General features: G+C 71.4%; 9 protein-coding genes. 5 read left to right on the forward strand and 4 right to left on the reverse strand.

All coding sequences use genetic code 11. The features are described from left to right. Positions 1–450 precede the first annotated feature (450 nt). Positions 451–1107, forward strand: coding sequence for a hypothetical protein (locus ACWD3H_RS31110; protein ID WP_451957517.1), 657 nt, complete (start codon positions 451–453; stop codon positions 1105–1107). 219 nt (positions 1108–1326) lie between these two features. Next, on the forward strand, positions 1327–4161 hold the full coding sequence (locus ACWD3H_RS31115) for a PEP/pyruvate-binding domain-containing protein (RefSeq protein ID WP_451957518.1): 2835 nt from the start codon (positions 1327–1329) through the stop codon (positions 4159–4161). Between the two features lie 28 nt (positions 4162–4189). Here ACWD3H_RS31115 and ACWD3H_RS31120 read toward each other — a convergent pair whose 3' ends face one another. Both ACWD3H_RS31120 and ACWD3H_RS31125 read right to left on the reverse strand, forming a co-directional pair. Then, entirely contained in the window at positions 4190–5791 is a 1602-nt protein-coding gene (locus tag ACWD3H_RS31120) for a CocE/NonD family hydrolase (protein WP_451957519.1), read from the reverse strand. A gap of 91 nt (positions 5792–5882) precedes the next feature. Next, a complete protein-coding gene (locus tag ACWD3H_RS31125; protein ID WP_451957520.1) occupies positions 5883–7589 on the reverse strand; it encodes an amidohydrolase in 1707 nt (568 codons plus the stop codon). 110 nt (positions 7590–7699) lie between these two features. Here ACWD3H_RS31125 and ACWD3H_RS31130 point away from each other — a divergent pair, with 110 nt between their 5' ends. Both ACWD3H_RS31130 and ACWD3H_RS31135 read left to right on the forward strand, forming a co-directional pair. After that, positions 7700–8395 carry a TetR/AcrR family transcriptional regulator gene (locus ACWD3H_RS31130; RefSeq protein ID WP_451957521.1) on the forward strand — a complete coding sequence of 232 codons (696 nt, stop codon included), beginning with the start codon at positions 7700–7702 and terminating at the stop codon, positions 8393–8395. After that, a complete protein-coding gene (locus ACWD3H_RS31135; RefSeq protein ID WP_451957522.1) occupies positions 8386–9039 on the forward strand; it encodes a phosphotransferase in 654 nt (217 codons plus the stop codon). Before ACWD3H_RS31130 ends, ACWD3H_RS31135 begins: the two co-directional genes overlap by 10 nt. 666 nt (positions 9040–9705) lie before the next feature. Here ACWD3H_RS31135 and ACWD3H_RS31140 read toward each other — a convergent pair. Next, positions 9706–10785: an alpha/beta hydrolase family protein gene (locus tag ACWD3H_RS31140; protein WP_451957523.1), complete on the reverse strand. Its 1080-nt coding sequence runs from the start codon at positions 10783–10785 to the stop codon at positions 9706–9708. Here ACWD3H_RS31140 and ACWD3H_RS31145 point away from each other — a divergent pair. Further along, positions 10784–11068, forward strand: coding sequence for a hypothetical protein (locus ACWD3H_RS31145; protein WP_451957524.1), 285 nt, complete (start codon positions 10784–10786; stop codon positions 11066–11068). The genes ACWD3H_RS31140 and ACWD3H_RS31145 overlap by 2 nt on opposite strands. Positions 11069–11136: 68 nt before the next feature. On the opposite strand, the gene ACWD3H_RS31150 is transcribed toward ACWD3H_RS31145, so the two are convergent. Then, on the reverse strand, positions 11137–12270 hold the full coding sequence (locus ACWD3H_RS31150; protein WP_451957525.1) for an alpha/beta hydrolase family protein: 1134 nt from the start codon (positions 12268–12270) through the stop codon (positions 11137–11139). Positions 12271–12307: the final 37 nt, after the last annotated feature.

Here is a 12307-nt window from a genome sequence, read left to right on the forward strand (position 1 = left end):
ACCGGGCGATCCTCCCGGGAAACGAACAACCGGTTTCCGCGCCCGGCCCCGGTACCGGATTGAGCACGCTTGTCGGAACACGTCCCCCAAACGGGCGGTAAATCAGCGAAAGAAGTCCGGCCGGGGCACGATTCGCTTACTCTCGGGAATTCCCAGGAAAGGCGCCCGAGCCGCCCGCCGGAAAAACACGCCGGTCCTTCATAATCCCTTTCGTACACGTCGCACTGGGTTCCCTGCGGCCTGGTCAGGCCCGTGAAATCACAGGCGGCGAGGTCACGCAAGACCTCCTGCCGATTACCCGGGGAAATTTTCGTTTACCCTGCCGGAAACCAGATTCCGCACTCCAGGAAAGGCGGGCTTATATATTTCCTACGCCATCAAGCTCGCCCCGTGGACGGGGATGCCTACGCCCCTGCCCACGGCGCGCCGTTTTGATAAGGAGCATGCCGCATGCCATTGAATCGACGATTCGCCCGAGTCACGGTCAGCTGCGCGTTCGCGGCGATCGCCGTCCTGAGCCTCGGAGCCTTCTCACCCGCCCCGCCGGCCTCCCCGGGCGGCTCGCCGGCTGCCCCGGTCCAGCGGGTCGATCCGCCCCCCAGGCCCACGGCGCGCGCCCTGACCGCCGACGAGATCCGCAGGAGGGGGCTGGACAAGTACATCGACATGTCCCGCCAGCAGGAAACCCCTCCCCGGATCATCGACACCAACCAGGGCAGGTTCGCCAGCGGCATCCTGTCGCCCGCCAGGCAGTTCTCCAACACCTCCGGTAACTTCACGTCGGGCTGCTGGTATCTGACGACCACGTACGGGGCTCCGGGCCTCAGCGGGTTCGGCTACCACACGTGGTGCGGCAACGGCACCCAGATCACGTACACCTCGGCGAGCTGCACGGGAAGCACCAACCTGCCCACCTACATGTACGAGGGCTGCCAGAACATCCAGGCGTACGGGGTCGGCTGGAACGTCTGGGACGTCACGGACGGATGGCGTTTCTGCACCTCCTACAACCCCTACACGGGCGTGTGCTCCTCCCGGGCATACCCGTGGCAGAAGAACCGCTACGGGGCCAACGGCCAGGTCTGGCTCCTCGGCTGGGGCAACTAGGCACTGACCTCCGGACTCGCGTTTCGCGGCGGCGGCACCGGCCTCACCAGGCCGGCGCCGTCGCCGTTCCGTTTCCCGGGCCCCCGAGCGGTGGCGGGACAGGCATGACGAGCCTTGGCCGGGCGGGCGCGGCAGATAATTCATCACTTGTTGATTTATTGGCCTCCCCGGCCTAACGTTGCAGCACGCATCAGATGCAGCGACACAGGGAGCGGCCCGATGGACGGCGTGGAGCGTGACCGGCTGGCCGGCGACATCCCATCCCCGACACCTCCGGCGGGGTCTCAGCAGGAGGCGCCCCTGCCTCTCATCCTGAGATTCGAGGACATCGGGGCGGAGATGCTGCCCCTGGTCGGCGGCAAGGCGGCCAATCTCGGCGTGCTCACCACCGCCGGGCTCCCCGTTCCCCCGGGCCTGTGCGTCACCACCGAGGCCTACCGCAGGGTCACCGAACGGACCGCGCTGAAGGATCTGCTCACCGCGCTCGCCACCACGCCCGCCGAGGACGTCGCCGCCCTGAACGCGCTGGCCGCCAAGGCCCGCGAGACCGTGCTCGCCGCACCGGTCCCCGATGACATCGCGGACGTCGCGAGGAGCGGCGCGAACGGCCCCGTCGCGGTCCGCTCCTCCGCGACCGCCGAGGACCTGCCGCACGCCAGTTTCGCCGGGCAGCAGGACACCTACCTCAACGTGATCGGCGCCGACGCCGTGCTGGACGCGGTCCGGCGGTGCTGGGCCTCGCTCTGGACCGACCGGGCCGTCGCCTACCGGGCCGCGAACGGCATCGACCACGGCACCGTGCGCCTGGCGGTCGTCATCCAGGAGATGGTCCAGTCCGAGGTGGCCGGGGTGATGTTCACCGCCAACCCGGTCACCGGGCGGCGGCGCGAGGCGGTGATCGACGCCAGTCCCGGTCTCGGCGAGGCCGTGGTCTCCGGCGCGGTCAATCCCGACCACTTCGTGCTCGACACCGCCACCGGCCGGATCACCGAGCGCCGCCTGGGAGACAAGCAGGTGGCCGTACGGTCGCTGGCGGGCGGCGGCGTCGAGCACGTCGAGACCCCCGCGGACCCCGTGGAGAGTGCCTGCGTCACCGACGAGCGGCTGGCGGCGCTGGCCGAGCTCGGCGACCGGGTCGAGCGGCACTACGGGGCACCCCAGGACATCGAGTGGGCCATCGACGCCGCCGGTGTTCTCTGGCTGACCCAGGCGCGTCCCATCACCACCCTCTACCCGATCCCCCACCACGCGGAGCCGACCGCGAGCCCGGCGGGCGCTGCTCCCGCCGTGACGGGCGGCACGGGAACCGCGGTGGAGGTGCCGTCCGGAGGTTCCGGGCCCGGCGACACCCGGATCTACTTCTGCTTCAGCCTGGCCCAGGGTCTCCACCGGCCGATCACCCCCATGGGCATGTCGGCCTTCAGGCTGCTCTCGTCATCGGTGTCCGAGATGCTGGGGATGCCGGTGGCCGACCGGCCGGCCGGGGCCCCGCCCGTCGCCGAGGCGGGCGGGCGGCTGTTCTTCGACGTCACCGGCCTCATTCGCAGCCGGGTGGGCCGGGTGCTCTTCCCGAAGGTGCTCGACGTGATGGAGGCCAGGTCCGCGAGGGTGCTGCGCGGACTGTTCGACGACCCCCGGTTCGGCGTCACCCAGCCCTCGCTCCGGCCGCCGCTGCGCCGGGCGATGCGGATCGCGGCCCGCTTCCACATCCCGCGCCGCTTCGTACGGGCCCTGCGCGACCCCGCCTCGGCGCACCGGGACGTGGAGCTGCTCCGGGAGCGTCTGCGGGGACGGCTCCCGGCACCGCGGGGCGCCACCCCGGCCGAGCGTCTCGACCATGTCGAGCGGATGCTGGGCGGCCAGATCTTCCCGCTGCTGCCGACCATCGCCCCGGCCGCGGCCGCCGGGTTCGCGATGCTCGGCCTGGCCGCCCTGGTGCTGGGCGACCGGGCCCGGCCCGGTGAGCTGGAGACGGTGCTGCGCGGGCTCCCGCACAACGTGACCACCGAGATGGACCTGGCGCTGTGGCGGCTGGCCGCCCGCATCCGCGAGGACGGCGAGGCCGCCTCCCTGCTGCTCGGCACCCCCGCCGCCGAGCTGGCCGAACGCTTCCACGCCGGGACGCTGCCCGGCGTGCTGGGAGACGGCCTGGCGGACTTCCTCTCCGGCTACGGCGTCAGGGCGGTCGCCGAGATCGACCTCGGGCTGCCGCGCTGGTCGGAGGAGCCGACCCACATCCTCGGCGTCCTCGCCAACTACCTGCGGCTGGAGGACCCGGCCCTGGCCCCCGACGCGCTGTTCGCCAGGGGCGCCACCGAGGCCACTGTCATGATCAAGACCTTGAGCGGGCGTGCCGGAGGGCCGCGCGGGCCCCTCGTCCGCTTCGCGCTCGGCCGGACCCGCGCGCTGGCGGGCCTGCGTGAGATGCCCAAGTACGTCGTGGTGACCGCCCTGGCCGCGATGCGGGCCGAGCTGCTGGCCGTCGGTGCCGAGCTGGCCTCCCGTGGCCTGCTCTCCCGCGCCGACGACGTCTTCTTCCTGACCTTCCACGAGGCCAGGGCGGCCCTTGGCGCCCCGTCCTCGCCAAGGGCCATCGCGCCGGCGGAGGCCGCACTGGGAGATCTCGTGACGCGGCGGCGTGCGGAGGCCGCCCGCGAACTGCGCCGCAGGCACGTCCCCCGCGTCCTGCTGTCCGACGGCACCGAACCGGAGGCCACCGCCGTACGGGCACCGGTGAACGGCGCGCTGACCGGCACCCCGGCCTCGGCGGGCACCGTCACCGGTGCCGCCAGGGTCGTCCTCGACCCGGTCGGCGCGCACCTGGAACCCGGGGAGATCCTGGTCTGCCCCTCCACCGACCCCGGCTGGACCCCGCTGTTCCTGACGGCGGGCGGCCTGGTGATGGAGATGGGCGGCGCCAACTCCCACGGCGCCGTGGTGGCCCGCGAGTACGGCATCCCGGCCGTGGTGGGCGTGAGCGGGGCGACCGAGCACATCGTCACCGGCCAGGAGATCACCGTCGACGGCGCCTCCGGTGTCGTCACCGCCGCCTGACCACAGGCACGGGATGTCGGTCAGGGGCTCACGGGGTGACGGTGAGGGAGAGGAAGGTGGCCGCCGGGCGCAGGGTCTGGACCGAGGGGCGCGTGGCGGTCGCCGACCACGGGTCCTCGGCGGTGCCGGGGTGCGGGGCGAACAGCGGGTAGTCGCTGCAGGAGAGCACGAGCCGCAGCCGGTGGCCTGACCTCAGCCGGTAGCCGGTGTGGCCGAGATCGACCTGGACGCCCGCCGACCCGGTGATCAGCGCCTGCCCGCGGGAGATCATGTGGGCGGAGCCGTCGGGGGCCACGTCGTGGAGCTTGACGAACAGGTGCATGCTCGGCGCGTCGGTCTCGACCGCGACCAGGGCGTTGACCGGCCCGGTCAGGTCCAGCGGGCGCCCGGCGGGCTCGCCGGTGAAGACCACCACGTCGGGCCGGTCGTGCAGCGGGCTCTCGTCCGGGTACTCGTGCAGGAAGACCCACGGATCCTTCACGATCGACGGGACCGGATCGGCCGGGTCGTGCGTCCATCTGACGACACGCGCACCCGTCTCCGGCGTGGTGGCCAGCGCGTTCCCCGACGGGTGCAGGAGCAGTTCCACCGCGTCCCGCGGCGGCCACTCGCCCGCCGTGCGCTCGCCGTCGTGCCCCTGGAACCACGTCGCCCGCGACAGCGAGGTGACCGGCCGCAGCCCTCGTACGAACACGTCGAAGAAGTCCAGCGTCCGGCCGAGGTAGCGGGGCAGGATCCGGTCCAGCAGGGCGGCGTCGAGCGCGTGGTCGTCCGCGGGGGCGACGGGGGCCTGGGCGAGATGGTAGGTGTGGTGGTCGCAGGCGTCGGCGTCGAGGTAGGCGAGGTCCCGCCAGGCCGGTACGGCGAGTTGCGCCGAGTGGTCGCGCATGGACAGGTCGATGAGGTTGTCGAACCAGCCGACCCGGTGCAGCACCGGGACGGGGCGTGCGGTGAACGGGTGCCGGGAGGCGAACGGGTTGACGGGCGGCCAGCCGGCCAGCATCGCGTCCACGGCCGCGGAGCGGGCTCCGATCGCGGAGAAGGCGGGTTCGAAGACCTCCCTCAGCGGCCGGACCGACCAATCGGTCTCGTAGTAGTGGACGTCCCGGTCCACCCACATGTGCGCGAAGTAGGCGGCCTGATACAGGCAGCTCACCCGGCCGACGAGGAGCATGTCCGAGATGCCGGTACCGGTCACCCGGGGCGCGACGGCCCGCAGCGCCGGGTGGCCGCCGGCGACTCCCGCCCACTGCGTGTAGCCGTGGTAGGAGTCGCCGGTCATCGCGACCGCCCCGTCCGACCAGGGCTGCCCCACCACCCAGTCGAGCGTGTCGTAGGTGTCCTCGACCTCGTGGACGAACGGCATCGTCTCGCCTTCCGAGCGGAACTTGCCGCGTACGTCCTGGGCGACGAAGACGTAGCCGCGCTCCAGGTAGCGCGGCGCGATCCTGTCGACGGCCATCCACGCGCTCGCCTTGTCGTACGGCATGCGCGAGACGACGACCGGGTGCCTGCCGGGTGCGGGCGGCAGGTAGACGTCGGTGGCCAGCCGGGTGCCGTCGCGCATGGGCACCATGAACTGTTCGGCTCCCGGGTGGAGAGGGGCCGGGCCGATCCTGAGGGTTTCCATCAGGGATCCTCTCTTGAGGTTGATCCGGTGGTCTTCGGCGAGGTCGTCACCGGGAGGGCGCTCGGGGTCGCCCGCCCGGCCCCGGTCGTGGTCATCGGGAGGTCCGCTCGTGAACCAGGACGCCCTCGACGAAGGTGAGGTCCACCCGCGCGTCCGCGACCTCGTGGGCCGGTTCCTCGAACGGGTCGCGGTCCAGCACGGCCAGGTCCGCGTACTTTCCGACGGCGATCGTGCCGGTGAGGTGGTCGAGGTGGTTGATCCACGCTCCCCCCGCGGTGTAGGCGCTCAGCGCGTCGGCCAGCGCCAGCCGCTGCTCGGGCAGGAAGGGCTCGCCCTCGCGGTCGCCGGGGATGAGCCGGTTGACCGCGCCGTGTATCCCCCACAGAGGGTTGGCGCTGGAGACGGGCCAGTCGCTGCCCGCCACCATCGTGACCCCCGCCTCCCGCAGCGCGCCGAAGGCGTACTGCCGCCGTGACCGCTCCTCGCCCAGGAACGGGATCGTCAGTTCGGCCATCTGCTCGTCGCGAACCGCCCAGAGCGCCTGCATGTTGGCCGCGACCCGCAGCCGCCGCAGGCGTGGCACGTCATCGGGGTGGACCAGTTGCAGATGGGCCAGGTGGTGACGGTTGTCCCCCCGGTGGCCACGCCCACGCGACGGCTCCGGATCGGCGGTCCTGCCCCGTGCGCCCTCGATCGCGTCGAGGGCCTCACGCACCGCGCGGTCGCCGATCGTGTGGAAGTGGATCTGGAAGCCCTCGGCGTCCAGCAGGCGTACCGCCTCGCCCAGCGCCCCCGGGTCAAGGTAGCTGTGCCCCCGCCTCTCCCCTGCCCCGCCCGGCGACCGGTACGGCTCCAGCAACGCGGCGGTGAAGTTCTCGCACACGCCGTCCTGCATGATCTTCACCGAGGTGGCGGCGAACCGGCCGACCGTGCTCGTGGCCCGGCGCCTGACCAGGTCGTCGAGCTGTGCCACGCCCGCGTCCCTGTCCCACCACAGCGCACCCACCACCCGGGCCGTCAGCCGCCCGTCGGCCGCGGCCGCGCGATAGGTCTCCAGCGCGTCGGGGTAGCTCAGGTAGTCTCCGACCAGGGCATCCTGCCAGCCGGTGACGCCGAGGGAGTGCAGGTGGCGCTGGCCTTCCATGAGCGCCTGCGCGTACTCCTCGGGCGAGACGGCGGGCAGCAGCCGGGAGACCAGCTCGGCCGCGTTCTCGTGCAGCGTCCCGGTCGGGGTGCCGTCGGGGTCACGCTCGATCCGGCCGTCCGGCGGGTCGGAGGTGTGCCGGTCGACACCGGCCAGCTCCAGTGCCCTGCTGTTGACCCACGCGCCGTGCCCGTCGCGGTTGAGCAGGAACACCGGCCGGTCGGGCACGACGCGGTCCAGGTCCTCCCTGCGCGGCGTGCCGCCGGGGAAGTGGTCCATCGACCAGCCTCCGCCGACGACCCAGGGGCGGCCGGGGTGCGCGGCGGCGTAGGCGGCGACACGGGCCAGCGTTTCGGCCGCGCCCGCCGAAGCCGGGGCGGCCAGGTTCCCCTCTCCCGCGAGCAGGTCGCACCTGGCACGTCCCAGGCCCCCGAAGACCGGGTGCGCGTGGGCGTCCACGAATCCGGGGATCGTCAGGGTGCCCGCCAGGTCGACCACCTCGGTGGTGCGGCCGATCAGCTCCCTGACGGCCGGCGCTCCCAGCGCCACGATCCGTCCCTGGCGTACGGCGACCGCGTCGGTCCACGACCTGGCGGCATCGGCGGTGAAAACCGGGCCGTCGATGAGAACCAGGTCCGCCGGCTTCTCGTTCATGACCCCTGAGCAAACACCCAGGGCACAGCAATGTCAATGCCTTGGACTATAGTTTTGTCCATGGCTTTGAATTCCAGCCGGACGCGGAGGCGACCTGAGATGATGACCCGGTGAGCAATCCTCAGCGACGTCCCCGCCTGCCCCGCGGGGCACTCACCCCCGACCTCATCGTGAGCACGGCGCTGCGCCTGCTCGACGAGGACGGGGCGGCCGCCTTCAGCATGCCCCGGCTGGGCAGGGCGCTCGGCGCCGACCAGACCGCCGTCTACCGGCACTTCAGTGGCCGTGACGACCTGCTGCTCGCCGTCGCCGACCGGCTGCTGCAGGAGGCGTTCGAGGGTTTCACCGCGGCCCCGTACTGGGCGGACACCCTCGCCGAGCTCTGCCGCAGGATCCGCGCGACCTACCTCGCCCACCCTGCGGCCGCGGCCCTGTCCGGGCCGCGCACGACCAGGGGAACCGCGGAGATGCGCGCGGCGGACACCATGATCGGCGCACTGATCGGCGCCGGTTTCGACGGCACCCGGGCGGCGATGCTCTACCGGGTCGTCGCCGACTTCGCGCTTCTGTGGTCGGGCGGGGAGGCCGCCTTCCACAGCCTCGCCCCCGAGACCAAGGCGGCCGAGATCGCCGGGGCGAGCCTTGCCTACCGCGCGGCCGACCCCGACTCCCACCCCCACATCCACGCGATCCGCGACCATCTCCCCAAGGTCGATCCGGACGAGCTGTTCGAGACCGCGCTCGGGCTCCTGCTCGACTCCATCGTCCGGGAATCCGGTGATGACGGGAAACGGCCGTGGAGCTGATCGCCAGGGGCAGGACCGCGGACGTGTACGCGCTCGGCGATGATCGGGTGCTGCGCCGGTACCGCCAGGATGGGCCGACCCGCCAGGAGGCGCGCCTGATGACCTACCTCTCGGCTCAGGGATACCCGGTTCCGCGGGTGCACGACGTCACCGACACCGATCTGGTGCTCCAACGGCTGCACGGGCCGACGATGCTGGAGGCCCTGCGGCGGCGGCCCTGGCGGACGACGGTGTACGGCCGGCTGCTCGGCGAGCTGCACGACACGTTGCACGCGGTCACCGCGCCCGACTGGCTCCCGCGCCGGTTCGCCGGCGAGTCGGACCACCGGGTGCTGCACCTGGATCTCCACCCGGCCAACGTCATCCTCACCGACCGCGGGCCGAGTGTCATCGACTGGTGCAACGCCGCCGCCGGGGATCCCGCGGCGGACGTGGCCCAGACCCTCGTGCTGGTGCGGAACGGCGACGTCTCGGGGTTCGCCGCCCGGCTTCGCAGGCGTGCCCTGCTACGGGCGTTCCAGCGGGAATGCCGTACCGATCCGGCGTCGCGCACCGCCGAGGTCGTCACGGCGCGCCTGGCGGACCCGAACGTCACCGCGACCGAGGCGGCGCGACTGCGCGCCCTGCGACCGCCGGACTCATAATCCGTGGGTCGTGGGTTCAAGTCCCACCCTGTGGGGTGCGAAAACCCGGATGTGGCCTCTGGCCTGTGATCATCGCCTCGTCTATGCGGCCCGCCGGTACTGGTTGATCAGACCGTCAAGTACCTGTCTGCGCTGCAGGCGGACCTGATCGAGATCGGTGGGTGTAGCGGGGGCATGTGGTGGTTGAGGCGGCCGACGGTCTCGTGAGCGATGAGGACGGTGCCGGTTGTAATGCCTCCCGGATCTCCGTGCGGGTAGAGGGACGCCCCGGGCGTTTGGACGGGTAGGTCCACCGGCGCGTCACCAGGGCACGGTGCCAGCTCAGCAACGTCGCCGGGGTGACGAAGAAAACATCCCATGACGAGCGGGGAAGCAGCCGCGACAAGGCCGCGAGCACGTCCCGATCTCCAGGCTGGAGATCGGGACGGTTCACCTGACGGCACAGCACAGCGACCTGATGGCGAAGCACCACGATCTCGATCGCTTTGGCCCGATCACCGCGACCCAGCAGGACCACAACACCGTCAGCAGGATGCCCGAGACCTCATCATGCTCGAGCCACACACACCCAGGTCAACCTCGGCGGCTGAGTTTCCGCACCCCACACCCCTTGCAAACGACAGGGGCCATCGCCGAGGCGGACCATGACGCGGCGTGCAATTCGCATCAACGCTGGTAGCCGATCTCGGGGAACTGCGCCGAAGGGGCCTTGAGCAGGGCGGAGGGGTGGCTGCGGAGGTGCTCGTCGAAGAAGGCCGCCGGGTACTCCCTCTGGAAGGCGAGCGCCTGTTCCACCGGGATGGTCCCCACCAGCTCCTCCAGCTCCGCCTTCCCCAACCCCAGCTGCGCGGCAGCCAGCCGGATCAGCACCACGTCGTCGCCCATGGAGTTATGCCCAGCGCCCTTGATCGTGAGGTGCAGCCGCCACCCGGTCAGCTTGTCCCAGAACTGCCGGACCAGGGGGTTCTTGTCCATGCCGCCCTTGCCAGTAGTGTCCACCACGACGAATGGGCGGTCCAGAGCCCCCCGGCCCTCGTCACTCTTGCCGAGTTTGGCGCCGTCCAGCCCGAACCCGGCCTTGATCCGCGTGTCGGCGAACATGGCGGACGCCGTGGTCCAGGCGCCGAGCGAGTGGCCGAACATCCCGATGCGCTCCAGGTCGAACGAGCCCGCCTTGTCGAGCGAAGGGAGCTGGTCGAGGACGAAGCGCACGTCGGCCACCCGGACGACGACGGCCTGGTCGAGGTCGGTGGGCTGCTTTCCGGCGACCACCCGGCCGCCGGGAAACTCCACGACGGCCGCGTCGTACGGATGGTCGATCGTGACCACGACGAAGCCGCGGCTGGCCAGCTCCTGCGCGACTCCGGTCCCGTAGGAGCGGGAGGCGTCGAGGCCGGGCGAGTACAGGATCACGGGCAGCTTGCCCAGCCCGGTGTCCATCGGCGCGCCCTCATATCCGCTGGTGCGGTCCAGGCGCAGCCCGGTGATGCCCTGGTCGCGCATATAGTGCTCGGCTGCTGCCTTGGGCATCCACGGTGCCACAGGAAGGCCGGCCGTCGTCTTGGCCGGGTACCACAGGCTGATCATCAGCTCCCGCCCGCGCTCCGTGTCCTCCAGGCGCGTCGCGGTCGTGCCCACCGGGTGGGGTCCGGACGGCTTGGGCAGCTCGAACGTGACCGGCTGCCGCTCCGAGCACGCGGTGACCAGCACCAAGAGGCAGGCGAGGAGGAAGGTGGTTCGCTTCATGTCTCCAGGCTCGCCTCCGGCCGGGCCGCCCGCCTCGGCCGCGCGACCGAACCTGCCGTCAGCCCAGAAGGGTACGAAGGTCGAGGAGCTCGGTACAAAAGCAGCTATCAAGGAGCAGTTTCGCCCCCACTCGCCCACCCGTGGCGAGGTCTACCACTACTCCGACACCGGCTACACCCTGCTCGCTATGGCCGTGGAGAAGGTCGGCGAGGGGACCATCTGGGGCCACGGCGGCTTCTTCGGTGCCTTCGAGTACACTCACGCGAGCACCGCATCTCGCTGAATGGAAGAAGCTCATCGCCAGCGCCCTGGCCGCGTCACTCGGGCGGCCCGTTCCGGGTTGTGAGTGACCTACCTGGTGTAGGTCACCTCGGGAAAGCGCGGCGTCGGCCTGTCCAGCAGCGGGGACTTCCGCCCGCGCAGGAACCGGTCGAAGAAGGCCAGCGGGTAGGCCCGCTGGAAGGCCAGCGCCCGCTTCTCCGTGATCGTCCCGACGGATCCTGCCAGCTCCTCCTTTGGCAGCCCGATCAGAGGCGCGACCTTCCTGATGAGCCGGGCGTCGTCGCCGAAGGAGTTGTGCGCCGCCCCCTTGACGGTGAGGTTGAGCCGCCAGCCGCGCAGGTTCTTCCAGAACGTCTGAAGGACGGGGTTGGTGGCCAGCCCGCCCTTGCCCGGGGTGTCGACCACCAGGTATGGCCGGTCCAGCCCGGCCTCCGCGACCGGACCGAGCACCGCGCCGTCGAGCCCGAGCCCGGCCTTGATGCGCTTGTCTGCGTACATGGCCGAGGAGGTGGAGGCGCCGCCGAGGGAGTGGCCGAACATCCCGATCCGCTTCATGTCCAGCACCCCCGACAACCCCGCCGGGAGCTTGTGCGCGGCCAGTTGGTCGAGCACGAACCTGGTGTCGTCGGCGCGCACCTTGGCCGCCTTGACGAAGTCGGTGATCTCACCCTTGGGGTTGGTGGCGACCCGGCCGCCGGGGAACTCCACGACGGCCGCGTCGTAGGTGTGGTCCATAGTCACCACCACGTAGCCGCGGCTGGCCAGCTCCTCGACCACCCCGGTGCCGTAGGAGCGCGAGGCGTTGGCGCCCGGCGAGTACAGCACCACCGGCAGCTTCCCGAGCCGCCGGTCGGCAGGGGCGCCCAGATGACCGTCCGTCGCGCCCAGCACCAGCTTGCCCGGCGGCACGCCGAGCGCGCGCAGATAGCGGTCGGCAGCCGCCTTCGGCATCCACGGCGCGACCGGGTATCCCGCCGTCTTGCGCGCCGGATACCAGATGCTGATCATCAGTTCGCGCTTGTTCCCTGCCACCCACGGGTCGGTCCTGGACTTGTCGACCAGGTGCAGCGCGACCGTGCCGATCTTGTGCGGGCCGGTGGGGGACGGCGGCTCGAACCGCACCGGGGCCGTGACCGCGACTGCCGGGGCGGCGGCCACCGCCAGGAGCGCGACGACGCCGATCACGAGAGTTGTTCGTTTCATGCTCTCCACGCTGCCGTCCGGGCAGGCGTACGGCATC

This window comes from Streptosporangium sp. NPDC002607 (assembly GCF_053592655.1).